Below are 25,831 nucleotides of genomic sequence, written 5' to 3' on the forward strand. Positions count from 1 at the left end.
TATACAGTTTTTTACGTTACACCATGGTATTGAGATAGGCGTTCATAAAGCCGTCCAGGTCACCATCCATGACACTGCCGACATTGCCTACTTCGACATTGGTGCGGTGATCTTTGACCATGTTGTAAGGATGAAACACATAGGAACGGATTTGACTGCCCCAGGCAATCTGGCTGTAATCACCCTTGATATCATCGATGTGATCCATCTTTTCCTGTTCCATGATTTCGACCAACTTACCTTTTAGCATGTTCATCGCCACCTCTTTATTCTGGTGCTGTGACCGTTCGTTTTGACACTGAACGACAATCCCGGTTTTCAAATGCGTAATTCGAATGGCCGAATCGGTGGTGTTGACATGCTGCCCGCCAGCGCCACTTGAGCGAAAGGTGTCAACCCGAATCTCTTCTGGTAATATTTCAATTTCTAGCGATTCATCGACCTCGGGCATCACATCCAGCGAGGCAAAGGAGGTATGGCGGCGGCCAGATGAGTCAAAGGGTGAGATCCGAACCAGTCGATGCACTCCCCGTTCGGTTTTTAGGTAGCCGTAGGCATTAATCCCTTCAACCAGCAGGGTGACACTTTTGATGCCAGCCACATCACCAGGTTGCAGATCCAGGGTTTTAACCTTGAATTTTTTCTTCTCAGCCCACCTGGTATACATTCTTAGTAGCATTGCGGCCCAATCCTGGGACTCAGTTCCGCCAGCCCCAGGATGGAGCGAAATAATCGCGTTATTGCTGTCAAATTCGCCAGAAAGCAGGGTCTCGGTCCGGAAATTATCGAGCTTCTCGTCAAGTTCCTTGATCGCTGACCCAAAGCCTTCAAGAAGCTCCCCTTCTTCAGCCAATTCCAGCATCACCATGATATCATCCAGGGCTTCTGCCAGCTCATTAAAATGATCGACCTTTATTTTAATCAGCTTCTGCTCTTTTAAAACAAGCTGCGCGCTTTTTTGATCATTCCAGAATTCGGGATTCTCGGTTTTCTTCTCGAGCGCTTCCAATTCTTTGACAAGCCGTGGCAAGTCAAAGTGAATTCCCCATTTCTTTTAGTTTCGTCGTCATTGCATTGATGATCTGTTTTTCTTCATACAAATCTATCATCACGATCACACCCCTTCTATTTATATTGTTTAAATAATTATGAAAATTATCTAAGATCGTCAAAAAAGATAACCCAGTACCGACAATTGTTACATCATGTTGTACGCATCGGAGCGGACACAGCAAAGCCTGTCCGATTCCGTGGCGAACAACAGATTAACAATTGGTCGGTACGGTAGTTTAGCGACAACCTTAATTATTGCTATGCGCCACAGCATTTCTTGTATTTTTTTCCACTGCCGCAAGGACAGGGATCATTTCGACCGACCTTATTGTGAGCGCTGGCTGAACCCGCCGGTTTGCCCTCGATTTCACTTTCGTTGGTCTTCAGCTGACTGAAATCGACCGTTTTAGGCTGCTCTTCGCCAGCTGGAGCAACCTGGATATTGAGGTTGAACAGGTATTTCACGGTATCTTCCTGAATCCGCATGATCATGTCGTCAAACATGTCAAAGCCCTCTTTGGTGTATTCTTTAACCGGATCATTCTGTCCATAGGCACGCAGTCCAATCCCCTGTTTGAGCTGTTCCATATTGTCGATATGTTCCATCCAGGCGGCATCGACGCTTCGTAATAAGATCATCCGTTCAATATTCTGAAGCTGTTCTTCACCCAGTTGCGCTCTTTTCTCGGCCAGCACGTCTCGGCACTCGCTAAGAATCGCTTCCACCAAAGCTTCCCGAGTTTCCGGTTTTTCCGGCAGGGATAAGCTTTCCTTAGGCAGGACGTTAGCCTCCAGATGCTTATGTAAGCCTTCCAGATCCCAATCATCATAGTATTGGCCATCGCCGGTATACATGCTGACATAAGCATTAATCAAGGTTTCAGTCATACTCCAAATTTCATTTTCCATGTCTTTACCGTCGATAACCTGTTGCCGTTGTTCGTAAATCAGTTCCCGTTGACGGTTCATCACATTATCATATTGCAGGACATGCTTGCGGATATCAAAGTTACGACCTTCAACCCGTTTCTGGGAATTCTCAATCCCGCGGGTGAGCATTTTATTTTCGATCGGGGTTTCCTCATCCAGACCAATCGATTCGACCAAGCCCTGGATTTTTTCCGAGCCAAAAACCCGCATCAGGTCATCTTCCAATGAGACAAAGAATTGCGATGAACCGGGATCGCCCTGACGACCGGCACGACCACGGAGCTGATTGTCAATCCGACGACTCTCATGGCGTTCGGTCCCGAGAATATGAAGCCCGCCCAATTCAATGACACCTTCGCCAAGTACAATATCAGTCCCACGACCAGCCATATTGGTTGATATGGTTACTGCGTCTTTTTGACCGGCATTGGCGACAATTTCAGCTTCTTTTTCTAAGAATTTGGCATTTAAGACATTATGCTTAACCCCGGAACGTTTTAGATAGGTACTCAGCAACTCCGACTTTTCAATTGAAATAGTCCCGATCAAAATCGGCTGGCCAGTGGCATGTCGCCGTTTCACCTCTTCAGTCACGGCGATGTACTTCCCTTGCTCACTTTTATAAATCAAGTCATTAAGATCTTCTCGAATCAGCGGTTTATTGGTCGGGATGGTTAAAACATTGAGATTATAGATGGTCTGGAACTCGTCTTCTTCGGTTTTGGCCGTTCCAGTCATCCCCGAAAGCTTATTAAACATTCTAAAGTAGTTTTGAAAGGTCACGGTCGCCAGCGTTTTAGATTCCCGGTTAACCTTGACATTTTCTTTGGCTTCAATGGCCTGGTGCAGACCATTAGAATAGCGACGTCCCGGCATTAGTCGGCCGGTGAACTCATCAACAATGATAATTTCGCCATCCTTCACGACATAATCGCGATCTTTAAACATCAGCGTATTGGCATGAAGCGCCTGGTTGATATGATGGGAAATTTCCATGTTTTCCATATCGGCCAGATTGGTCAGGTTAAAGTATTTTTCTGCCTTGATGACCCCTTCGTCTGATAACATCACTGATTTTGCTTTTTCATCCTTAATATAGTCATCTGCCTTCAGGCTCTTAGCAAAACTGTTGGCTAAAGCATAGAGCTTGGTGCTTTTGTCACCGCTACCAGAAATTATCAGCGGGGTTCGGGCTTCATCAACCAGGACGCTGTCAACTTCATCGATGATCGCATAATTTAGTTCCCGCTGTACCTGCTGAGCCTTGACTGAGGCCATATTATCTCTGAGGTAGTCAAAACCGAATTCATTATTGGTTCCGTAAGTAATATCACAGGCGTAAGCATACTGCTTTTCCGCAAAAGACAAGCCATGGACAACCAGACCTACTTTAAGACCTAAAAAATCATGAATTTGACCCATCCACTCACTATCACGCCTGGCCAGATAATCATTGACGGTAACAATATAAACGCCGCGGCCATCCAAGGCATTCAAGTAGGCTGGCAGGGTTGATACCAGGGTTTTACCTTCCCCGGTTTTCATTTCGGCAATATTGCCTTCGTGAAGGGCCATGCCGCCGAGCAGCTGAACCGGAAAATGCTTCATTCCCAGAACCCGGGCGCCAGTTTCACGAACCGTCGCAAAGGCCTCCACTAATAAATCATCAAGGCTTTCTCCTTGAGCCAGTCGTTCTTTTAAGATCGGCGTTTGACCTTTTAATTCTTCGTCACTCATCGCCGCGAAACGGCTGTCCAGCTCAAGAATCTGGTCCACCTTTTTTTGCATCCGTTTTAATTCTTTTTTATTACTATCAAATATTTGATCTAAAATTCCCAATCTATTCACTCCTTTGTAACATTCTTGCTGTAATTATACACTAAACTTCATTATAGCATAATCTCTTTAATGAAACTTTATATAATTCAAAAGGGACTGTATTTTTTTATACAGTCCCTCGTGGTTGTCGCTAAACTACCGGCCCGACCAATTGTTAATCTGTTGTTCGCCGCGCCATGCGAAATTCGCTACGCTCCTTTCGCATTGGTCGCGGGCAGTCGCCAACTATAAGCAAGCTTATGATTGGCTCGTTGCCTTCGCGAAGAATCAGACAGGCGATGCCGTGTCCGCTCCGAAGCGTAGGGTCTGACCCCTAGGTCACAACATGATGTAATAATTGTCGGTTCTGGGTTAGCTTTTCTAACAGTCTGAAATTTATTTTTTCTTGCGCCAAAAGGCTACATCTTTGCCATCCAATTTTAGTTCAACCAGTTCATAGCCGGCTCGTTTTCTTTCGTCGACGGTTTGCTGAAAGTCTTTGCGTTCATCATCATCCATATTGGCCAGCATTTTTTCCTTATCTTCGCTGGTGCTTTCGTATACCCGGCCGACTACGGATTCAGTCACCTCTTCAATTTCCTTGAGCGGGATACCGACCTCGTCTCTGGGCGTTCCGTTGATCAGGGTTTCCGCTTCCTTACTGGTTTCGCGCATCAATTGTTTGCGTCGTGCTGCTTTTCGTTTTTCGTCTTCTAGATTGAGTCGCTGCCAAACATTAAGCATCTCATCTTCAGAGAACTCCAGATCATCCTCATCCTTGCTTTTTAAGCCGCTATCATAGGTATTGGATTCACTGCGCAAAACAAAGGGCTGGTCAAGATCGGTCAATTTAAAACTTTCGACAATTCTCAGATCCGATTCCGGAACCGGGTGGGGCTCGCCATCCGGATCACTTAGGGATTTTGCCACCTTGTTTAACTCAATTTCACGCATTTGCAAAATCAGCCGTTCTTTTTCAACAGCTAGTTTTTCCTCATAATATTTTTTGGTGAAGAAGCCGGCATCATCACTGTTAAGAATCTCTTCCATATCGGCTGCTTCTAGTTCTTTATCACCCTTAACATAGCTTCCAACTTCCTGGATATTACTGATAATCTTGGTGCTTCCATCATCGACCGGTTCCATGATTCGGGTCTCCTGGGAGTCATTGCCACTGATCACAATTTCTTCGGTTTCGGTTCCAATTTCTGAATCAATCACGTCCAGATCTGCTGGAATTAGTCTGGTTTGCTCGTTATCCTTTAATTCTGCCAATTGATTGGATTTAAAACCTTCGGTCGGTATCGCAATCGTGTCATTTTCATCGCGATCGCCGCGAATACCGCCAGTAGCGGCCATATCACGGTAGTAATCATCTTCAACTTCATCGACATCTTCTGGTTCATCATAGCCTTCCTGATAGCTGTTTTGATGCGTCGATACCCGATCGATTCCGTTATCATCCTCATCACCAAAAATCCCCTCATCTTCACCATATTCACTGCGTTCATCGTGCATGATCGAGGCTTTTTTGTTCATCACATACTGAATAAATCCGATTAAACCGATAAGCATTACAATTGTACCAACGGTGATGCCGGCTACCGCTCCATAGAGACTCATAAGTAGGGGTATAAAAGGCACTGGAATCGGCAGATTGATGCCTAAAAACCATAACAGGGTATTGGGCTGAATCAGCGAATATATGGGACTCAGTCCCTGGGTAATCTGTTGTCCAAAAACTGCCGGTAAAATATCAATGACGCCCTGGGATACAGGCATGTGACCGCCGTTGATAAAAATCACCACAAAATTGGAGGTAATCCCCACGGCCATTAAAATAACCCAGAAGTCATCCAGATTAAATACCAGCATGACCAGGATCAGGATATAACTGGCAAAATTCACAATTTCCAGATAGGGTTCAATCAGCGTTATACCGCCGGTGTAGATGTAAAGATGCAAGGCAATTTGCAACACCAACCCTAAAATCCCAACCGGTAACAAGGAAATTTTTCTGACTTTGAAACCCCGGAGGCTTCCCCTTCGAATTTTTCCAATTAAAAAACCTAACATAATCGCAATAAGTATTAACATATTAGTTTTAACCCCACTATTTATTTATAATCAGTTCTTAGGTGTTCCTATCTATATAAATGCTTAGATAATAATGCATATAGGTCTATTTTAAAACAAAAGAAATGTTCTGTCAAAACTTTATGCCTAAATAATGTATAAATTTGAAAATAAACTGAATTTATCAAATAATACCATCAAAAACACCCCTTAAAACTATTTTTCAAGGGGTGTCTGTCATTATTTACGCTTTTTCTTAAGAATTTTTAGAAAGTCGGCTCGATTAAACCATAATTCCCATCTTTTCTCATATACACAACATTGACATCATCGGTATCACCGTTGAGGAATACAAAGAAATCATGTCCTAGCAACTCCATTTGCAAGGTCGCTTCGTCTACATTCATGGGTTTGACTGCAAATTTTTTAGTTCGGACAACTTTAGGCTGGAAGGTATCATCTTCAACACCTTCAATACCTTCCAGATTGAATTTGGCTGTTTCGTCCTGATTACGTTTTTGTAATTTTGTTTTATGTTTTCTGAGCTGACCCTCAAGTTTATTTACAACATCCTCAATCGATGTCACCATATCCTCAGATCTTACTTCTGCCCTTAAAATGGTTTTTCCCACCGGAATAGTTACTTCCAGCATCTGATAATTTTTTTCTTTGCTAAAGGTTGCGTACACTTCTGTTTCCTGACCAAAGTAACGGTCAAATTTACCTAGCTTCTTTTTTAATGTTTCTTTTAAACCTTCTGATACATGCATATTTTTTCCGTAAATTGTGAATCTCATAACGACAACTCCTTTCAAAAGGTCAAACTTACTCGTTTACACTTAACATAAAGTGTTTTGATAAGTATATTCCTATTATACCCAATCCAATCCCTTTTAGTCAAAATCATTTGTGTCAAATTCTTGTCACAAAATATCATCTAAAAGGATGCTCTTTCTAACAATGCTGTCTCAGTTGACCTGGTTTTTCACCCCACACTCGCCAGCTGGAAGTTTAGCTCAGTGTTCGCATCACAACTCCTTCTCTCGGTCTACCCGGCTGGACTTACTTCTAAGACGCACTATGATCAACAACTCTCTATTGAATTGTCTTACGTGGATCGCTTCGCCTGCATCTGGCATCGACTTTCAACCACAAACCTGAGACAACGTCTATTATAAGATCATGATCGCGAAAATGTCAAGTGAAATTCGATAGCTAACCCTTCAAGTATCAAATTCAACACCTTCCATTTCAAGACTATTCCATTCATTACCTTTTATGTTATAATAGATGAAATAAACTTCCGGAGGTTTTTATGTTATTGGGTATTGCCGCAATCTTAACAACGATTATGTTTATCATCAATATTACGCTGACATTCACCATTATTTTTCTGGAACGAAAAAACCCTCAAAGTACCTATGCCTGGTTATTATTCCTGTGGATGGTACCAATTATCGGGTTTTTGTTTTATATCTTTTTTTCTCAGAATTTAACCAAACGCAAAATTTTCAGATATAACACCCCTGAAAATATTCAATATCAGCATTTATTAAGACAACAGCAACGATCACTTTCACGAATTATCGCGATTGATCCGGATAGTCCGATCGAAAAATACCGTCATTCGATCGAATTTCATTTAAATATCAGCGAATCCCTTTATACCAATGATAACACGGTGGATATTTTCACCGATGGCTATCAGAAATTTGACGCCCTTTTTCACGCCATGGAAGACGCCCAATCATCGATTCATCTGGAGTACTACATTATTAAAAATGATAGTCTGGCCATGAAACTTTTTGATACCCTGACCCGGAAAGCCTTGGAGGGAGTGGAAGTAAGGCTGCTTTTTGATGCCATGGGCGGGCGATATATTCCCCCTTCAACGTTGGCCCGTTTCGAGTCCGCCGGCGGGAAGATCGGTATTTTTTTCCCATCCCGGTTTAAGATGCTCAATCTCCGGATTAACTACCGTAACCACCGTAAAATTGTCATCATCGACGGGGTCATCGGTTTTGTCGGTGGATTTAACATTGGTAACGAATACCTTGGTCTGGAGAAAAAAATGGGATACTGGCGGGATACCCATTTAAAGGTCGTCGGCTCAGCCGCCTATGAACTGCAACATCGTTTTCTACTGGACTGGCGAGCCAGTTCCAGCGAAGAGTTCCTTGTTGATGATAGCAAGCTTAACCAGTACTTTCCGACCATCTCGCAAAAACCCGGGGTCGGCATCCAGATTGTCTCGAGCGGCCCGGACAACATCAACCAGCAAATTAAGCAGGGATTCCTGCGGATGATTAATAACGCCGAGGATTACATTCTGATTCAATCACCCTATTTTGTACCGGATGAGAGTATTCTCGAAGCTTTGAAAATCGCGCTGTTATCGGGTATCGACGTCCGGATCATGATCCCTAACAAGCCCGATCATATTTTTATTTACTGGGTCACGCTAGCCTACGTCGGTGAGCTGATCGAATATGGTGCTAAAATTTTCATCTATGAAAATGGCTTCCTTCATGCTAAAACGATTGTCGTCGATGATTCCGTCTGTTCGGTGGGTTCCTGTAACTTTGATATCCGCAGCTTTAGGCTTAATTTTGAAACCAACGCCTTTATCTATGACCGCAAGGTTGCCACCAAGCTCAAAAAGATCTTTGTTGAAGATATTAAGAAATGCACCTATTATAACAAAGAACTTTATCGTAACCGCAGCCGCCGGGTCAAAGTCAAAGAATCGATATCCCGGCTATTTTCACCGCTGCTTTAATTTACTGCCTCCTTTCAATAAACTCCTGTATCAAAATCAATTCGCGACTGTTTGATTTTGATACAGGCTTTTTTTGATTATTTGTAAAAAAAAGATTGACTAGATTATACTATGTGTTGTATAGTATTGTGCGAGGGGAGGTATTCAAATGGACATACAATTAAAACGCGGACTGCTAGAAATTTGTGTGCTGACGGTGCTCAATCGTGGTGACTCCTATGGTTATCAGATTATCAAAGATGTCAGTCCGTATATCGAGATTTCCGAATCCACACTTTATCCAATCCTAAAAAGATTGGAGACAAACCAGTGTGTGGTCGTGAACTCGGTTGAACACAATGGCAGGCTTCGCAAATATTACAAAATAACTGCAACTGGTCGTAATCGGATTGTTGATTTTCTGGACAATTGGAAAGAGGTTATGACGGTTTACAATTTTATTACTGAAGAAATGAGGTGTTATACAGATGAATAAAACAGAATTTTTATTAAGTCTGGAGAAAAAACTTGTGGCGCTGCCCCAGAGTGAAATTGAAGTAACCCAGGGGTTTTATTCCGAAATGATTGATGACCGGATCGAAGATGGCATGAGTGAAGAAAATGCGGTGGCCGCTATCGGCGATCTTGATACGATCGTCCAAAATACCCTGCTGGAACTACCCCTACCGACCCTGATGAAAGCCAAGATTCAACCAAAAGCTGGATTGAAGCTTTGGGAAATCGTCCTGATTGTACTCGGATTTCCGCTCTGGTTTCCCTTAGTGGTAGCTTTTTTCGTAGTCATTCTTGCCGTTTATGTGTCCATTTGGGCAGTCATTATTTCGCTCTATGCGTCGGTTGCAGCTTTTGCGGTCAGTGGTGTGGCTGGGATTATCAGCCTCTTGTTTGCCCAAAGCTTTCCCGCCGGTCTGTTGATGTTTGGTTTATCCCTGATTTGTATCGGAATCAGCGTGCTTGCTTTTTTCGGGGTCACGACATTATCGATCTGGCTGATCGGTCTAACCAGGAGATTTATCCGCTTTGTCAAATCATTGTTTATCACGAAGGAGATCATTTAAATGCAATCAATAAAGAAAATAATAATGCTGGTCGCCGGTGGATTGATTATCCTTGGTTTTGTAATAGCCTTACTGGCGTATGCTCTAACTGGTTTCAATTGGAATTCGTTTAACACCAATTTGCCCGATGAAGAAAAGAGCTACAGCTATGCTCTGGCCGATGTTTCCAGTTTGACTGTCAGTGACTTAGATGCAGATGTCAGCATTGTCGGAACTGACGCCGACAGTATCACAATAACTTGCTATGAAAATAAAAAAGATGCCTACACCATCGCACTCCAGGCAAACGGTAATCTGAGTATCCAGCGTTCCCTTCACAAACGCTGGTATGAGTACATTGGTTTTAATATCAGTAATCAAAAAAGATCGCTGACTGTCGCTGTTCCCCGAAAGTTTAGCGGCGAAGTCGATGCGGCCACCATGAGTGGCCAGCTTAATCTGACCAATTTCGATGGATTAAGTGCCCTTAATACCAGTACTGCAAGCGGACAGATCACTCTGAAAAACGTGACTACTAATAATCATATCGCTGCTTCTACACTGAGTGGCAACTTTGATCTTGACAATCTTCGTGCCGGCAAAGACATCGAACTTGGAACATCCAGCGGAGAAATTCAATTAAGCAATGGAAAAATCGCCGGAAACATGACGGTTTCTTCACTCAGTGGTAATATTGATTTAGGCGATATCAGCATCAGCGGCGAAAGCTCCTTTGAAAACAGCAGTGGCGCAGTGCGCTTTAATAATCTTACCGCCAATAATGTTTCAATCGCCACCCTCAGTGGTGATGTTTTAGGAAGCCTCCGCGGCGATCCTGGTAATTACACGATCACCGCCGACAGTCTCAGTGGTGCAATTGATATTCCCCAATCTGGCAATGGAAATAATACACTTGATATCTCAACAAGCAGTGGTAATATTGATGTTAAATTCAGCTCGGCCAATTAAATTGTCAATTGATTAGCTTCCGAGTTTAAAAGGGACTCACGCAAATTAAAATTATTTGCATGAGTCCCTTTATTTTTTAGAATCTAAAATCTCGCTTGCCGGAACTTAGCTCGGTTAGATGAGCCGTGGCAATCCCGCGAACCTTATCGTTGGGGATCGAAGCCAGTTCCCGGGCAATCGTTTTTTCACCATTTAACTTGGTCTCCGGGGCAGCATAATCTTCTAAATATTCTTTCAGGGTCATGATCGCGTTGGGCTGACAGCAATTGGCAATCTGGCCCGATTTGACCAGTTGCATAAAGCGGTCGCCGGTGCGGCCTTCCCGGTAACAGGCGGTGCAGAAGCTGGGAATATGGCCCATTTCTAACAGCCAGTTGACAATCTCATCGAGTTTTCTGGTATCATTTAACTCAAACTGAGCTGAGTTTTGATCTTCCGGTTCGGGGGAATCATAACCGCCGACACTGGTGCTGGAACCGCCGCTAATCTGTGAAATCCCCAGTTTTAGGACCCGCTCCCGGGAAGCCTGGGATTCCCGGGTGGAAATGATCATCCCGGTGTAGGGTACCGCAATGCGCAGCACGGTGACAATTTTTTCAAAAATTTCATCAGAAATGGCATTGGAAAAATCACCGGTGTCAATATCATCAGCCGGGCAGATCCGCGGCACCGAGATGGTATGGGGACCAACCCCCATGGCGGCTTCTAAATGTTCGGCATGCATCAGCATCCCGACAAAATCGTAGCGGTACATGTTCAGGCCAAAGAGCACCCCGATCCCAACATCATCAATACCGCCTGCCATGGCGCGATCCATGGCTTCAGTATGCCAGGCATAGTCACTCTTGGGTCCGCTGGGATGAAGCATTTCATAATTTTCCTTGTGGTAGGTTTCCTGGAACAAGATATAGGTGCCGATTCCGGCTTCTTTTAGCTGTCGATAGTCATCAACCGTAGTAGCCGCAATGTTTACATTGACGCGGCGGATATCACCATTTTTATGTTTGATGCTATAAATGGTTTTAATGCTCTCTAAAATATACTCCAGGGGATTATTTTTAGGATCTTCGCCCGCTTCCAGAGCCAAACGCTTATGACCCATGTCCTGAAGGGCAATGACCTCTCTGGCGATTTCTTCCTGGGTCAATTTCTTGCGGCTGATGTTTTTATTTTTTAAATGATACGGACAATAGACACAACCATTGACACAATAATTCGAGAGGTAAAGCGGTGCAAACATAACAATGCGATTGCCATAAAACTTATTTTTGATATCCATGGCCAGTTTTACCAAACGGTCATTTTGTTCTTCTAGCTCACAGGCCAGTAAAACCGCCGCCTCGCGATGCGTCAATCCCTGATAGGTGCCAGCTTTTTCAATAATCTGATTGATCAGGGTGACATTTGTTTTATTTTCTTCCGCATAGGCCAGGGTATCAAGGATTTCCTGATCATCAATAAATTCGACTGCTTTTTTTGACATGATATTATACATTGTTACTCTCCTAAAGTTTTTATTTTGTTCAGTAAAATGCGCTTATTTCAAGTTCTAATCTTGAGGATAATCGCCCCGGTGGGTTAAAATTTCGTAACCAATACCTTCGATCCGCTTTGTTAAGCAAACCCGGCATTCAGCGGCTTCATCGCCGGTGCAAATTTTATTATCATAGAGGGCGTAATCTTTTCGCACTGACACTGGCGACAGGTTGGGCATGACCACATTGGCGCCAGCCAGGATTCCTAGTTCTCGACCCTTGGGATCAATTGTTCCGAGTGCTGTGGTGGCCGGAATCAGCGCTTTAGGCAGCATTAGACGCAGGATTGAGATAAGCAGCAGGGTTTCTTCTAGGGTGCCGGCCTTTGCCTCCTTATAAGGGGTGTGCTGATGGGGAATAAAGGGTCCAATCCCAATCATCTGGGGATTCAGCGTTTTAATGAACAACAGATCCGCGACCAGATTTTCAACCGTCTGATGGGGCGATCCCACCATAAAGCCGGTGCCGACCTGAAATCCGATTTCTTTGAGATCTTGAAGACATGCTTTTCTATCTTCTAACCGCAGTTGTTTGGGATGGAGTTTCTGATAGTGGTCTTCGCTAGCGGTCTCGTGCCGCAGTAAATAACGGTTGGCGCCAGCAGCAAAAAATGCTTCATATACAGCTCGGGGTCGCTCCCCGAGTGACAGGGTGATGGCACAGTCCTTGTAGCCACTTCTGATGTTACGAATCAGCTCAAGCATCTGTTCGTCGGTAAAATCGGGATCTTCCCCGCCCTGCAGGACAAAGGTGCGAAAGCCTAAGTCGTATCCGATGGCACAGCAATCGAGAATTTCTGGCTCACTTAAGCGATAGCGATTGGCCTGTTCGTTGCTGCAGCGGATGCCGCAGTAATAGCAGTCATTTTTGCAATAATTGCTGAATTCAATTAGCCCCCGGACATAAACCCCATTTCCAAAGGTTTGACCCGCTACTCTCCTGGCCCGGTTTGAAAGATCCGCCCGTAAGTCAGGGGTATTATTTTCAAGCAACCATTTAAACTCTTCTTTTTCCAGAAATTGTTCTTTTTCCAGTTTTTCTGTTATTTTACTCATCGTTTTCATCCACTTCTTCACCCTTCGGCAGTTTTGAATAGACTGTTTTGATATTAACGCCGTCAATCATTCCCAGCTTCCCGGACAGCGAGCTGATGATATTGGTCGAAGCATCGACAACGACACTGATCACTGAAACATTTCGCTGATGATAGGGGATTCCCATTCGCCCGACGATATGCTCACCGTAATCATGAAGCACCCTATTGAGTTTCTCTACTGCTTCTTTTTTTTCAACGACAATTGCGATTAGTCCAATTCTCTTTTCCATCTTTAACTCCTCTACTTAACTTCTTTTTAACCAGCTACCCTTAGCCAAAAATTACCTCAATTCCGCTCCGCTTCATTTCGGTCGCGGGCAGTCGCCAACTGCAAGCAAGCTTGCGATTGGCTCGTTGCCTTAACGCGAAAAATCCCTGTACCGAGATGGCACAGGGAAAAATACGCAAATAGTCAGACCATTTTCAAAAAATGACATGAATGAATGACACATGATTCTCTCGCCTTTCCATTAGGGACGAACCCGGATGGCATCAGTACGATAGCTTTTTTTAATTTTAATAACTACGCGTTTAATAACTACGCGTCAATGCTTAGCAATGTTTAGCATTGCCTGTCCAGTTTGCTGGCAGAATCAGAGCTTTCTTCATCTTTTAGTTCACTGTTGTTGAAAAGGATATCATATCCGATAAAAATCTTCAATGCTTATTATAGGGAAATTTTTGTTCTTTTCCGAACTTCTATAACAACCTGCAAAAAAAACGGATCATGCGTTATCGCGATCGGGTTTTTGAAACTTCACAAAAACCCAATCGCAATCGCATGGTCCGTTACTATTTTTATTTACTCTAAATTATGAATAAACAATCCACTTCTTAATTTTGGTTCAAACCAAGTCGATTTTGGCGGCATCAACAGATCTGCATCGGCAATATTGATCAGTTCTTCAATTGATGTCGGATACATCGAAAAAGCCAGTCCCATGTCGTCATTGACGCGGCGCTCGAGTTCTTTTAAGCCCCGGATGCCGCCGACAAAGTCGATCCGTTTATCGGTGCGAATATCCCCGATTCCCAGAATTGGTACCAGGATATTGTTTTGCAAAATCGCGACATCGAGTGAATTAACCGGATCGGCGGGATCGTAAACCCCTTCTTTGACGGTTAGTAGATACCATTTTTTATCGACAAATAAACCAAAGCTGCCTTTTTGAGGCGGTGTCACCGGTTCGGCATCCTTAGGGGTCACATCAAATTCTACTGACAGTGCTTTTAAAAACTCATCAACACTGAGACCGTTAAGATCTTTGACCACCCGGTTGTAATCCATGATATACAGCTGCTCATCGGGAAATAAGACCGAAAGGAAATAGTTGAATTCCTCTGTACCGGTAAAATCCGGGTTTGCTTCGCGACGCATCAGACCAACCTTAACCGCCGAAGCTGAGCGGTGATGACCATCGGCAATATACAAGCTTTCAACCTGACCAAATTTTTCAACTAAGCCGTTAATTACAGCCTCATCGTCAACAACCCAGGCGCGATGGGTAATCCCATCATCTGCTACAAAATCATAAATCGGAGCCTGCTCTTTTTGCCAGCTTTCGACCATCTCATTGATGGTCTCTTGCGCCCGGTAGGTCATAAAAATCGGTCCGGTATTGGCATTGCAGGCGTCGACATGCTTAATCCGGTCTTCTTCTTTATCGGCGCGTGTCAGCTCATGTTTTTTAATGGTATTATCGAGATACTCGTCAATCGCGGTACAAACAACCAGCCCGACCTGGCTGCGGCCATCCATGATCAATTCGTAAATGTATAAACAGTCTTTGGTATCCTGAGTCAAGGCTTTCCGATGAAACAATTTTTCCAGGTTTTTTCTGGCGGTTTCATAGACAAAGGGATCATTGATTTTAATTCTTTCGTCCAGGGTCGTTTCCGGCCGGTCAACCCGTAAAAAAGAATCCAGTTTTCCCCGCGCTGCGATTGCCGCTTCTTCCCGGTTATAGACATCATAGGGCAAGGCTGCTACATCCTGAGCTTTTTCAGGAAAGGGGCGAACCGCTTTAAAGGGTTTTATAGTTGCCATTTTTTTCCTCCTGTTTTTAAATAAAGAAGTGGCTTCAGCTTAAGGAAGACCACTTCTTTGTAGAAATTTTGTTCTTATTTTAGAATCCTTACCCGAGCGACGCCTTCGATCGCTTCTAAAGCGGTCTTAACCTCTTCACCAACATTGCTGTCAACATCAATAATGGTATAAGCCCAAGCACCTCGGTGTTTGTTAGTCATATCCGAAATATTGATATCATGATCGCCAAGCACCTTAGTAATTTGTCCCAGCATGTTCTTGACATTGGCATGGTTCACGGTTAATCGGTTTACTGCTTCGCAAACTCCCATATTGCAATCTGGATAGTTTACAGAATTGATAATATTACCGTTTTCTAAATATTCTTTTAAAGAATAGATAGCCATTTCAGCGCAGTTTTCTTCACTTTCCGGGGTTGAAGCGCCTAAATGCGGAATGTTGATAACATTTTTCATTTTCAGCAAGCGTTCATTGGGGAAATCAGTTACATAGGTTGCAACGGTATCCGCTTCAATGGCATTTTCCAAGGCATCGTAATTAACCAGTCCACCCCGGGCAAAGTTAAGCAGTCGCAGCCCTTTTTTGGTATCTTTTAACAAATTGGCATCAACATAATCTTTTGTTTCATCCATATAAGGAATATGTAGTGAAATATAATCACAGTTTTTAAAGATTTCTTCTTTGCTGACGGCACGTCTAACTTTTCGGCTTAATCCCCAGGCATTGTCAATTGAAATAAAGGGATCAAATCCATAAACCTTCATCCCAAAATCGACTGCCATATTGGCAACCAGGACGCCGATGGCACCTAAGCCAATCACACCCATTTTTTTGCCATATAGTTCCGGGCCGCCAAAAGCACCCTTGCCCTTTTCAACCAGAGCAGGGACTTCATCGCCTTTATCAACCAGGGTGCCTGACCAGGCAATCCCGTCGATCACCTTACGTGAAGAGATCAGCATCCCAGCGATCACCAGTTCTTTTACTGCATTGGCATTGGCACCGGGAGAGTTGCAGACCACGATTCCCTGTTCTGAGCATTTATCGAGGGGAATATTGTTGACCCCAGCTCCGGCTCGACCGACAAATTTTACCGACTCTGGAATATCCATATCGTGCATTTGAAAGCTTCGCAGGAGAAGCGCATCCGGATTTTCCGGATGATCTAAAACCGTATAATTCTCACTTAACATTTTTAACCCTTTTTTTGAAATATTATTCAGGGTCTGTACTTTATAATTCACAATCGTTTCCCTTTCTTCACGAAAACGCCTAGGCGTTTTCTTTTTCAAACTTCTGCATAAAATCAATCAGCGTATCAATCCCTGCCATTGGCATGGCATTGTAAATGCTGGCCCGCATTCCGCCAACGCTGCGATGACCCTTCAGATTTTCCATTCCGGCTTTTTTGCTTTCTTTAACGAATAGCGCATCTAATTCGTCTGATCCGGTGATAAAAGGTACGTTCATTAGTGAACGGTCTTCTGCTACCACAGTTCCTTTATAAAGCTTGCTATTGTCAATAAAGTCATAGAGCTTTTGAGCTTTTTCTTTGTTCACTGCTGCCATCCCAGCAACACCACCATTGGCTTTAACCCATTCAAAAACCAGCTTGCAAATATAAATGCTATAGCATGGTGGGGTATTATAGCAGGAATCGTTATCGACATGGGTTTTGTAATCCAGCATAGTCGGGGTAAAATCTTTGGCATGACCGAGTAAGTCTTTACGGATAATCACCGCGGTGACACCGGCCGGCCCCATGTTTTTCTGAGCGCCTGCATAAATCAGGCCAAATTTTTTAACATCATACACTTCGGATAAGATATTAGAGGACATGTCCCCAACTAATGGTACATTTCCCGTATCGGGAATATTTTCTGGTTTGAATCGCGTTCCGTAAATGGTGTTATTAACGCAAATATGGAAGAAATCAGCATCGGGTGTAAAATCCTTGGGATCCACTTTCGGGATGTAGGAAAAGGTTTTATCCTGGGATGATGCAATAACCTTTGCTTCTCCATATCGAGCTGACTCTTGATAAGCCTTTTTTGCCCAAGAGCCGGTAATCATAAAATCGGCCTTATTGGTTTTTGAAAAAAGATTGAGTGGTACCATGGCAAACTGAGTTGATGCGCCGCCTTGTAAAAACAGGATCTCATAATTATCAGGTACATTCATCAGTTCTCGGTAAAGACTTTTTGCCGATTGTAAAATATCATCAAAGTAGGATGATCGATGACTCATCTCCATCACGGACATGCCTGCATCTCCATAGGATACCATTTCAGACCCGGCTTTTTCGAGGACTTCGAGTGGTAAACAAGATGGTCCAGCTGAAAAATTATAAACTCTTTTCACGTTTAATTTCCTCCTTAAAATAGTGTTTTGGTGTGATAAATAATTCTCTAAAAAAATTACTTCTTGCTATTATATGTTAAATGTTTGTCAATTGCAAGATTTTGCATTAAATTTGATGAAAATTTTATTTTTGATCCATATTTTTCATTCAATTATTACTGTTGTATTTGCAGGTGTGATCGATTTAACCAGTGACTGCGATAAATTGGTCTGAATTGGCAATTCATATTCTCCCGGAGCCAAGTTTGCACAGTCCACAAAGGCTTCGATCTGAGCCGCATTTAAACTGTTCAAGACACTGCTGGCGCCTTCTAGTTTTACGACAACCCGGGTGTCCTTGATTTTTGAGATCACCTGACCGGCTCCGAGGTTCTTGGCTCCGACCTTATCAATCGTAAAACTCTTTTCGACCGGGGTTTCGATCGAAACCGTGACCTTGACTCGACCACTGTTGTCGAGAAAATAAAAGCCTTCCGGTGCCCGAAGATTGATGTCTTTGGTAAATGTTTTGGATTGACCCGACACATCAATGGGATCAATCGAAATCGTCTCGATGGTACTGAGTAAATCTTCTCTCGCTCCAATCATAATTTTGGAGGGCTCAACGACCATTTCTGTAACAATCGTGCCATTAGCTGGTTCCCCGGTTGTTGACGGGGTCATTCCAATCGATTTTGTCTTGCCTAAGAAAATTTCCGTTGCAACAACATTCGGTAATATTTCTAAATCACTGATGGGATTTCCAGACCCATCATAGGCCGTGACTTCCAAATACCGCGTCGTATCCGCTGCCAGTCCGTTAACATTGGCGGTGGCAGTAATTTTATCAATCAGTAAAATTGACGCTTCCGGCCCTTCAACTTCGACCGTTTCTTGCGATTTGGCTGAAATCACCGACAGCTCATTAGCCGGTATTCCCTCCAGCACAATCTCCACATCCATCGCTTCTTTGATGATATTGTCCACCTCAATCTGAAGTCTGGTCGGATTCATGCTGCTGATGATTACCGAATTGGCCAGCCCCTTCACTTCGACATCCAGATCATAGATCCCTTTCGCTTCAATCTCACCCAGATCAACTTCGGCAGTAATTTCTTTTGCAATAATATTTCGTAAATTTCTGTCTGTTCCCTTTACCTGTAAATTGAGGTAATAGTTTTTATTTTCCGCTAAAACCAGATTCTTTTCGGTCAGCGCTTCAACATTCGTTAAGGTGATCGGAATACTGTTATAATCCTGGGTGATCAGCATATCGGCATTTCCATTCACCATGAACCAGAGGGTGATGGCAATGCCCACCGCTGCAATCATCCGAAATAATCGTTCATGCAAGGATATCTTTTTCTTATTTGCTGCCATCGATTCTCCCCCAGAGCTTATGAATCCATCCGCTGTCGGTGTTGCCATCCTCGGTGATGATATAGTTTTCCAGAATGATCTGCTTCAGAACCTCAATGATCACATCCTGAAACAAGGTTCCCTTTGATGCATAAGATATTTGACCCGTTTCTTCTGATACGATAACCACCAGGGCATCGGAATTTTCAGTCATCCCTAAACCAGCCCGGTGCCGGGTTCCAAATTCACTGCCTAAATCACGGTTATCCGAAAGTGGTAGCAAACATCCCGCCGCCCGGATTTGTCTGGACAAAAGATTAATAATGACCGCTCCGTCATGGAGGGGACGATTAGGCGTGAAAATATTTTCCAATAATTCACTACTGATGTCAGAATCCAGCTCCGTTCCTGTTTTAACAATATTATTAAGCCCGGTATCTTTTTCTAGCACGATCAGTGCACCAGTCCGTTCGCAGGCCAGCTTGCCGACGGCTTTAATAATTTTTTCGACGTCTTCTTCCATAAAATCCATCGACGGCTTCTTCATCATCTCTTTAAAAATACGATTATTTCCTAATTGTTCCAGGGCTGAACGAAACTCTGGCTGAAATACCACCACAATGAAAATAAACGCCCAGGTAAAGGCGCTGGTGATGAGCATATTCAGGGTCGTAAAACCCAACCACTCGCTAATTGGTGATAAAAAAAGCAACACGATCAAGCCTTTAAAAACCTGTTCTGCCTGGGTTCCCCGAATCCACATCAATAGCCGGTATACAACAATAGCAATGATGACAACCTCGATGATACTGGCAACCGTTATTCGCGATTGAACATATAACAAAAACTCTTCCATTTTAATTCCCTCATTCATTCGATGCTATTAATTATACACTACCTGCGCCATTTCGTGAAAGGGAAATTGAATTTTTTCAGATTTTTACAGTCGCCATTAAGATTTTTTTTAAGGGAGATTTGTGAAATTCATGCTAGAATTGATTTAATTGAAAATTTTCCCAATCTTTTATAAAGAAAAAGGAGCTATTTTACATGAAGAATCATCTATTTTATTTATTGCCCAAAAGTGAAACTGTTTTCTTAACCAATACCGATTCATTCAACCAGGCCTACAATATGTTCGTGATTACCAATTATACGGCTTTGCCGGTCATAAACAAAAAAGGTCAGTACGTCGGAACCATCTGTGAAGGGGATCTACTGCGAGTTTTATCGCTGAGCCTGACCCATCCTGAAATCGATCTCGACTCGATTGAAATCAAAGACATTGACTTTAAAATAAACCTGGAAGTCGCCCGCGTCAACGAAAGCTATGAACATCTGGTGGAGCTGGCGGTGAAACAGAATTTTATTCCGCTTGTCGACGACCAGGGCATTTTTATCGGTATTCTAAGGCGCCAGGAGCTAATCAAAGAACTAATCAAATTTTTATCTGAAAAGGTCGCCGAACAAGACGTTGGTTGATTGATCCCCGATACTACAGCACATAAAAAAATAAAAGCCAATTGATTGGCCCAGTTTTCTTCCATCGCCAGATCTTCTCGGTCTGATTGACAATGAAAGCATGGCTCGATCAATTGGCTTTTTTGCCCGCTCGGTTATTTTTTTTGTTTTAAACGTTTTAATATCTCCTGTCCACTACGGGGACAGGGAATCGCCGCAGCTTTTAGTAAGGCTTCATATTGGCTGATAAATCGATTTAACGGCAGTTGCATAAGGCTTTCCTGGGCATCGCCTGCGAGTAGAAAAACAGCCAGGCTTTGATAAACGGGGATTGCTGTTTTCTGGTCACTGGCCAGGGCTGGAATAACCCGTTGCAGGATCGCCAGATCAATGACCTCGACTTCGCTATACAAACCCTCAGCACCGCTATTAATGCCAAAGGCCAATATTTCATTTTTCCCCCGGTAGCCGATCGGGCAGCCATGTTTTATTAACAGCTGCTGCAATTTATTGAGCAGATTTATTAATCGCTCCAAAATTTCCGGTAGACCCCTGGCCTGACTATCAATTTTAAAGGCACTGTTTTCCCAGTCGCTTGCTTCCGCAGGACTGCCATAATCTGAAAATATACCAATTTCAACCACGGGCATCTCGATCACATTGCCGCTATCAATGACCCGGGAATCGACAGGAAAACTACCGGCTCCCTGATTAATGGTAGCGATGAGATAAAGATTATCGGGAAAACTCAGGTTTCCATATTCGCGAAAAGCGGTGATATCTGCGCCAAAATCTTCCCGGGTTAAAAAAGGCTCCTTGTTGCCATTGATCCCTTCGAGCAAAAGCCGCAAATAATCTGCAGTCGGTGACTGATCCATTTCATCGAGGATAAAAAAATGCGGTTTATCCGGGGATTCTTTGGCGGTCTTTAAGCATGTCATAATCGGTCCGGGGATAAAGTGCCCACGACTATCCAATCGACCAAATAGATGACGATGATCCTCCCAATTTTTTCCCACCAGCAACCGTTTAAATCGACCGTTTTCTTGACTGGCTCCGATGGCCTCGGCAAAGAGCCGCGGAAAGCTGCTTTTGCCGCTACCGATCCGGCCTTTGATGATCACAAATGGTTTTGATTTAAGCGATAAGTAATAGGATTTAATGAGTTCCGCTGGATAATAATAGCCTAAGTTCGCCATTTTTGCCTGAACCACTTGCAGCTTGGGGGTGAGGTAATCATTTTTACCCGGGGAGAATAGCACCCGATTTTTTTCATCTTTTTTACTGGCCAATAAGATTTCTTCACTGGAATTTTCCTGAATTGTAATTTCATCACGGTGGCTCTTTTTTATCCGATTTTCTGCTAGCTTAATTTCTGCTAACTTGTTTTCTTGCAATTTATTTTCTTGCAACTTATTTTCTTGCAATTTGTTTTCTTCACTGTGACTTTCATCATTTTGCCAATCTTCGCTGGTGCTTTCAACTGCCTCCGCATCATTTTCAGCGGCTGGTGACGCGATTGCCGATTCTTCCTGATCCAGTGGCTGCTGATTAGCGAGCGGCTTGGTTATTTTCTGGTTTTCGGTAACGATCACATTATTATTATGATCCATTTCTGGTATGACTGCTTGGCCTGGTTCGCCACCGGTCGATGCCTTATCAGCTTCAACTTTATCTACTCCATCTGCTTTATCAACGCTATCAGCTTTATCAGTCTTAGTTAAGCATAATGCATACATTTTTCTAAAATCTTCAAATTCAGCTGCCAGCACCGCATCTTCGGGTATTTCGCTTTCGCTATATTCGCGATAACAGACAATCCCCGACACCAAACTGGCATTGGCCAACAACACCTCTTGATGATTGGTTTGATAGTTTCCGGTCGCAATTCTTTTTCGGTACTCCGATGCTTTTTCCGAAAGACTGCGCAAGCCAAGCCCTTCTTCACCATAAACGATGGCCAGATAAAGCTTGCGGCTGTCCATTGCCAGGATATAGGCCAGATAGAGTCCCTGATCATTACTGCCATTAATTTGCTTATCGGTAACCTTAACCCAGGGGATTTCAGCCCATTGGGTTTGGCCGGCAAAGCCGAGCACCTGATAGTGTCCCGATTGAATCGTGCCAAAACCTTCAATCACCTTTGGAATATCTTCGTTGATAACATCCTTAAAGGAAAACCGAAAGTCTCTCGGGTAATAGTTGGGATAGCCGCTAATCCATTTTTCCAACAAGACCTGAAGCCCCGCTGCTGTTGCGGCTACAGTGGTAACTACTTCGCTTTTTTTGATATCTTCAGGATTGTTTTCGCCATCCTCGATCACTAATCGCAAATTGAAAACCTCATTGGCTTTGATTATTTCCAGCCTTGGGGTTTTTGTATCATCGCGATCGGCCTGAAACCATGATTGATAGTCCGGAAAGGCTTCCCCCAGTTTACGTATCAGGACCCTGCTCCATTTCAGTTTGGCATTACTACCTTCTGTTTCCAGATAAGAGGGGTATTCGCGCTGCTGATAAATTATCGCCAGTCGTTCGCCAACACCGCCAAAAAAACTGATCAGTTCTGTTGGAATATTCATCTCCGTATTGATGAAATCAGATAATTCTGTTGTTTTAATGATTCGATCCGATTCGAGTAATTCCCAGCTCATTGACACTGCCTTTCTCTTTTTTTCACATTTATTATCCAAAAGTTTTGTTATTCTAGCCGCTCAGATTCCTCTTGATCAGCTGTTCTTTGATTCTTTTGAGTGTCCGGCTTTAGGCGATTTTCTTCCCGCAGTTGCCATTCACTTCGCATTTCTTCTTTGATCCGCTCCTGTTCCGCTTGATCGGCTTCTCGTTTTTTAAAAATCAATGCCAGTTCTTCCGGTACCACTGCTTTCTCGTTTTCCGCTAAAGTTGTCCCGGAACTACTGATAAAGTACTGCCGCTCGCCGGGTCCCTGAAACTCGACAAAATAAATGCTCTGATTTTTATCGAGCATCATGGTTCCCTGATAGACCATCACCTGAAGGGACGGCCCAAAAATCGTTGCTTTCACACAGGCGGTTGTCCAACCGGTAAACTTCATGCCGTCATATTTGGGTATTAGATGATTCAGCTTATCAAAAAACTCCCGTTCCAACCGCCAGTCATCGTTAATTGAAATGATCACTGCGGCGGTTCTTTCGGGAATATGTATCTGCACAAAGCCATCTTTTAGACCGGCCTGGTCGACATACTCCTGAACACTTTTGGTAATATCAATGAGTTGTTCGCTGCTTGTTATTTCAATCTTGTAGGCTTTCATTTGCGCTCCCTATTCTTGTCTTCGTTTCTAGCCCGACAATAACATCGGCTATCATTCATTATAAACCATTCAATTTAAAAAAACAAAAACATATCCATCCATAATAGATAAATATTTGCAATGGAAGTTGTTTTATTATGCCTATTATGAACAATTTTTCTATGAGACCGCACCCTGATATGTTAAAATGATCCAAAGTTCTTAATTTGAAAGGAATCATTTATGTATTATAATTTGAGTCTGCTATTTATCTATTTTTTTCTATATGCCATCATCGGTTGGATGTGTGAAGTGGTCTACTGTTCCATTCCAGCAAAAAAATTTATTAATCGGGGTTTTTTAAACGGTCCCTATTGCCCCATTTACGGGGTCGGTGCGTTAATCATTATCATGTTTTTAATGCCTTACGTCAGTGATCCGATACTCGTCTTTTTTATCGGGATCTTGCTGACCAGCACCCTGGAGTATATCACCAGTTGGGGGATGGAAAAGCTTTTTCATGCCAAATGGTGGGACTACTCGGATCATCAATATAATATCAACGGCCGGGTCTGTTTATTGAATTCTTTTCTATTCGGTCTCTTATGTGTGATTCTAATGTATCTGGTTCATCCGATTGTCAGTGATCTGGTGAACAGCTTTTCATCTTTCTGGATCCAGGTGATTGCTACCGCGGCGGCGGTCTTATTTCTAAGTGATCTGGTTGAATCAACCCGAGAAACGGTTTCCTTTAACAAAAAACTGACCAGCGTTTATGAAGCAACCACCGAGCTTAAAGACAATCTAATGGAAAAGGGGATCACCACCGCCAACGAAGTCACTGCCAGGGTTCGCGAACTCAAGGACGACAAACTTTCCGAAGCCAAAGATTCGGCTCACCACTTAATTGTTTCACTAACCAGTCGGATCAACGAAACAAAGCTGATCAACCGTTATTCCCATCGCCGCATTATGAATGCTTTTCCCAAAATGGCCCATGTCTATCATCAGAATTCACTCGAGCTTTATAAGGCGCTGATGGAAAAAAATAAAGGTCACCAATCTGACGGTGAAGCAAAGTGATTTTTGCAGCGCTTTATCAGCAATTGTTACTTATCTGAAGCAAATTTGATAGTAAGGAGGTCCGTGTATGTTGTATCACAGCGAACTTAATCTCATCAGTCAGCTTGCCGCTTTAGATCTTCCCGTTGATGTATCGCTGCTACCGGAGTATCGACTAGGAGAAATGGTGACGGATTTATTGCGAAATGTCAATCATCTTCACGGCGATTGCGCGATGTCCTCAACGGAGTGGAATAAATCGCTGCACCTGATGATCGATAATCCCAATCTCACCAACCTCAAGGTGATGGCCTACACAAACCAGCCGGATAACGGCCTGGTGGCTTATTGTTTCTCTGATCTGACTCCGGACTCGGCGATCATCGCTTTCCGGGGAACTACTGGGATCGGCTGGGTCGATAATATTAAAGGGGGATTTTTAACCGATACGCCCCAGCAATTAAAAGCCCTGGAATTTTTTCATACTGTTGATGCAGCTTTTAATTTCAAGCACTATACCTTAACCGGTCATTCCAAGGGCGGTAACAATAGTCAGTATATTACCATTGTCGATGGCAATAAGATCAATCGTTGTGTCACCTTTAACAGCCAGGGTTTTTCAGCTGAATTCATTCGAAAATATGCCACCGCAATCCGCACAAATCAAAATAAAATAATTGCCTATGAATCGGCCTGGGATGTTGTCAATATCCTCTTAAACAGCATTGCCGGAAAACGGGTGGTAGTTGGGGGCGAATCTAAACTGCCTCACCATAACCATCCGCCCAACCGTCTGCTAAACCAAAACGGCGAGATCCGAAAACCTGACATGCGCCATCCTTTTTATTCCGGCTTTCAGAATTTTACAGTCAGTTTAACGCTGCTAGCTTCCAAGGCTAAACAACAACTGGAAAAAAGTAAGCACAAATAAACCAAAAAAGCGTCCTTTAACGATTGCACCGGCTGGTCAATCCACTAAAGGGCGCTTTTTATGA

21 protein-coding genes are annotated in these 25,831 nt (G+C 43.3%); 7 read left to right on the forward strand and 14 right to left on the reverse strand.

Going from position 1 to position 25,831, the window contains the following annotated elements; all coding sequences use genetic code 11:
* Positions 1-16: 16 nt before the first annotated feature.
* The 4 genes from prfB to raiA form a co-directional block, all read right to left on the reverse strand.
* Positions 17-1,109, reverse strand: a protein-coding gene (gene prfB / locus QZ998_RS03190) for a peptide chain release factor 2 (protein ID WP_296557950.1) whose coding sequence is annotated in 2 segments (ribosomal slippage) — positions 17-1,033 and positions 1,035-1,109 — 1,092 coding nt in all. Because the reading frame shifts where the segments join, the coding sequence is not laid out codon by codon here.
* 202 nt (positions 1,110-1,311) lie between these two features.
* Entirely contained in the window at positions 1,312-3,822 is a 2,511-nt protein-coding gene (secA, locus tag QZ998_RS03195; protein ID WP_296557952.1) for a preprotein translocase subunit SecA, read from the reverse strand.
* Positions 3,823-4,197: 375 nt separating this feature from the next.
* On the reverse strand, positions 4,198-5,898 hold the full coding sequence (locus QZ998_RS03200; protein ID WP_296557954.1) for a DUF5317 domain-containing protein: 1,701 nt from the start codon (positions 5,896-5,898) through the stop codon (positions 4,198-4,200).
* Positions 5,899-6,143: 245 nt separating this feature from the next.
* Entirely contained in the window at positions 6,144-6,674 is a 531-nt protein-coding gene (gene raiA, locus QZ998_RS03205; RefSeq protein ID WP_296557956.1) for a ribosome-associated translation inhibitor RaiA, read from the reverse strand.
* Between the two features lie 518 nt (positions 6,675-7,192).
* On the opposite strand from raiA, the gene cls reads away from it, so the two are divergent.
* The 4 genes from cls (at position 7,193) to QZ998_RS03225 (ending at position 10,662) form a co-directional block, all read left to right on the forward strand.
* Complete coding sequence (gene cls, locus QZ998_RS03210; protein ID WP_296557958.1) at positions 7,193-8,656, forward strand: cardiolipin synthase; 1,464 nt, start codon at positions 7,193-7,195, stop codon at positions 8,654-8,656.
* A gap of 148 nt (positions 8,657-8,804) precedes the next feature.
* Positions 8,805-9,131, forward strand: a complete 327-nt coding sequence (locus tag QZ998_RS03215; RefSeq protein WP_296557959.1) for a PadR family transcriptional regulator — start codon at positions 8,805-8,807, stop codon at positions 9,129-9,131.
* The gene (locus QZ998_RS03220; RefSeq protein ID WP_296557960.1) at positions 9,124-9,714 is read left to right on the forward strand and encodes a DUF1700 domain-containing protein; all 591 of its coding nucleotides are present in this window, start codon (positions 9,124-9,126) and stop codon (positions 9,712-9,714) included. Before QZ998_RS03215 ends, QZ998_RS03220 begins: the two co-directional genes overlap by 8 nt.
* Positions 9,715-10,662: a DUF4097 family beta strand repeat-containing protein gene (locus tag QZ998_RS03225; protein ID WP_296557962.1), complete on the forward strand. Its 948-nt coding sequence runs from the start codon at positions 9,715-9,717 to the stop codon at positions 10,660-10,662.
* 76 nt (positions 10,663-10,738) lie between these two features.
* Here the strand turns inward: QZ998_RS03225 and hydG are convergent, their stop codons facing one another.
* From hydG to cdaA, 8 genes are all read right to left on the reverse strand, one after another.
* On the reverse strand, positions 10,739-12,157 hold the full coding sequence (hydG, locus tag QZ998_RS03230) for a [FeFe] hydrogenase H-cluster radical SAM maturase HydG (RefSeq protein ID WP_296557964.1): 1,419 nt from the start codon (positions 12,155-12,157) through the stop codon (positions 10,739-10,741).
* A 54-nt stretch (positions 12,158-12,211) separates the two neighbouring features.
* On the reverse strand, positions 12,212-13,252 hold the full coding sequence (gene hydE / locus QZ998_RS03235; RefSeq protein ID WP_296557967.1) for a [FeFe] hydrogenase H-cluster radical SAM maturase HydE: 1,041 nt from the start codon (positions 13,250-13,252) through the stop codon (positions 12,212-12,214).
* Positions 13,245-13,523 carry a TM1266 family iron-only hydrogenase system putative regulator gene (locus QZ998_RS03240; RefSeq protein ID WP_296557968.1) on the reverse strand — a complete coding sequence of 93 codons (279 nt, stop codon included), beginning with the start codon at positions 13,521-13,523 and terminating at the stop codon, positions 13,245-13,247. The genes hydE and QZ998_RS03240 overlap by 8 nt, the downstream gene beginning before the upstream one ends.
* A 572-nt stretch (positions 13,524-14,095) precedes the next feature.
* Positions 14,096-15,340, reverse strand: coding sequence for a DUF1015 family protein (locus QZ998_RS03245; protein WP_296557970.1), 1,245 nt, complete (start codon positions 15,338-15,340; stop codon positions 14,096-14,098).
* 74 nt (positions 15,341-15,414) lie between these two features.
* A complete protein-coding gene (locus QZ998_RS03250) occupies positions 15,415-16,584 on the reverse strand; it encodes a phosphoglycerate dehydrogenase (protein WP_296557972.1) in 1,170 nt (389 codons plus the stop codon).
* A 28-nt stretch (positions 16,585-16,612) separates the two neighbouring features.
* On the reverse strand, positions 16,613-17,701 hold the full coding sequence (serC, locus tag QZ998_RS03255) for a 3-phosphoserine/phosphohydroxythreonine transaminase (protein ID WP_296557973.1): 1,089 nt from the start codon (positions 17,699-17,701) through the stop codon (positions 16,613-16,615).
* 144 nt (positions 17,702-17,845) lie between these two features.
* Positions 17,846-19,060, reverse strand: coding sequence for a CdaR family protein (locus tag QZ998_RS03260; RefSeq protein ID WP_296557975.1), 1,215 nt, complete (start codon positions 19,058-19,060; stop codon positions 17,846-17,848).
* Positions 19,047-19,895 (reverse strand): diadenylate cyclase CdaA, encoded by an 849-nt coding sequence (cdaA, locus tag QZ998_RS03265; protein WP_296557976.1) that lies wholly within the window; start codon positions 19,893-19,895, stop codon positions 19,047-19,049. Before cdaA ends, QZ998_RS03260 begins: the two co-directional genes overlap by 14 nt.
* Positions 19,896-20,089: 194 nt before the next feature.
* On the opposite strand from cdaA, the gene QZ998_RS03270 reads away from it, so the two are divergent.
* The gene (locus QZ998_RS03270) at positions 20,090-20,521 is read left to right on the forward strand and encodes a CBS domain-containing protein (RefSeq protein ID WP_296557977.1); all 432 of its coding nucleotides are present in this window, start codon (positions 20,090-20,092) and stop codon (positions 20,519-20,521) included.
* Positions 20,522-20,655: 134 nt separating this feature from the next.
* On the opposite strand, the gene QZ998_RS03275 is transcribed toward QZ998_RS03270, so the two are convergent.
* Positions 20,656-23,154, reverse strand: coding sequence for a DUF3578 domain-containing protein (locus tag QZ998_RS03275; protein WP_296557978.1), 2,499 nt, complete (start codon positions 23,152-23,154; stop codon positions 20,656-20,658).
* Between the two features lie 47 nt (positions 23,155-23,201).
* Entirely contained in the window at positions 23,202-23,795 is a 594-nt protein-coding gene (locus QZ998_RS03280; RefSeq protein WP_296557980.1) for a secondary thiamine-phosphate synthase enzyme YjbQ, read from the reverse strand.
* Positions 23,796-24,017: 222 nt separating this feature from the next.
* Between QZ998_RS03280 and QZ998_RS03285 the strand changes: the two genes are divergently transcribed.
* Both QZ998_RS03285 and QZ998_RS03290 read left to right on the forward strand, forming a co-directional pair.
* Positions 24,018-24,857 carry a putative ABC transporter permease gene (locus QZ998_RS03285; protein WP_296557982.1) on the forward strand — a complete coding sequence of 280 codons (840 nt, stop codon included), beginning with the start codon at positions 24,018-24,020 and terminating at the stop codon, positions 24,855-24,857.
* Between the two features lie 67 nt (positions 24,858-24,924).
* On the forward strand, positions 24,925-25,767 hold the full coding sequence (locus QZ998_RS03290; RefSeq protein WP_296557983.1) for an Mbeg1-like protein: 843 nt from the start codon (positions 24,925-24,927) through the stop codon (positions 25,765-25,767).
* Positions 25,768-25,831: the final 64 nt, after the last annotated feature.

Source organism: uncultured Acetobacterium sp. (assembly GCF_927416815.1).
Taxonomy (GTDB): Bacteria; Bacillota; Clostridia; order Eubacteriales; family Eubacteriaceae; genus Acetobacterium.

Bases quoted from the DNA above. Each gene is read 5' to 3' on its own strand.
- QZ998_RS03200 (WP_296557954.1), bottom strand. From the start codon at position 5,898: ATGTTAATACTTATTGCGATTATGTTAGGTTTTTTAATTGGAAAAATT.
- raiA (WP_296557956.1), bottom strand. From the start codon at position 6,674: ATGAGATTCACAATTTACGGAAAAAATATGCATGTATCAGAAGGTTTA.
- cls (WP_296557958.1), top strand. From the start codon at position 7,193: ATGTTATTGGGTATTGCCGCAATCTTAACAACGATTATGTTTATCATC.
- QZ998_RS03215 (WP_296557959.1), top strand. From the start codon at position 8,805: ATGGACATACAATTAAAACGCGGACTGCTAGAAATTTGTGTGCTGACG.
- QZ998_RS03220 (WP_296557960.1), top strand. From the start codon at position 9,124: ATGAATAAAACAGAATTTTTATTAAGTCTGGAGAAAAAACTTGTGGCG.
- QZ998_RS03225 (WP_296557962.1), top strand. From the start codon at position 9,715: ATGCAATCAATAAAGAAAATAATAATGCTGGTCGCCGGTGGATTGATT.
- hydG (WP_296557964.1), bottom strand. From the start codon at position 12,157: ATGTATAATATCATGTCAAAAAAAGCAGTCGAATTTATTGATGATCAG.
- hydE (WP_296557967.1), bottom strand. From the start codon at position 13,252: ATGAGTAAAATAACAGAAAAACTGGAAAAAGAACAATTTCTGGAAAAA.
- QZ998_RS03240 (WP_296557968.1), bottom strand. From the start codon at position 13,523: ATGGAAAAGAGAATTGGACTAATCGCAATTGTCGTTGAAAAAAAAGAA.
- QZ998_RS03245 (WP_296557970.1), bottom strand. From the start codon at position 15,340: ATGGCAACTATAAAACCCTTTAAAGCGGTTCGCCCCTTTCCTGAAAAA.
- QZ998_RS03260 (WP_296557975.1), bottom strand. From the start codon at position 19,060: ATGGCAGCAAATAAGAAAAAGATATCCTTGCATGAACGATTATTTCGG.
- cdaA (WP_296557976.1), bottom strand. From the start codon at position 19,895: ATGGAAGAGTTTTTGTTATATGTTCAATCGCGAATAACGGTTGCCAGT.
- QZ998_RS03270 (WP_296557977.1), top strand. From the start codon at position 20,090: ATGAAGAATCATCTATTTTATTTATTGCCCAAAAGTGAAACTGTTTTC.
- QZ998_RS03275 (WP_296557978.1), bottom strand. From the start codon at position 23,154: ATGAGCTGGGAATTACTCGAATCGGATCGAATCATTAAAACAACAGAA.
- QZ998_RS03280 (WP_296557980.1), bottom strand. From the start codon at position 23,795: ATGAAAGCCTACAAGATTGAAATAACAAGCAGCGAACAACTCATTGAT.
- QZ998_RS03285 (WP_296557982.1), top strand. From the start codon at position 24,018: ATGTATTATAATTTGAGTCTGCTATTTATCTATTTTTTTCTATATGCC.
- QZ998_RS03290 (WP_296557983.1), top strand. From the start codon at position 24,925: ATGTTGTATCACAGCGAACTTAATCTCATCAGTCAGCTTGCCGCTTTA.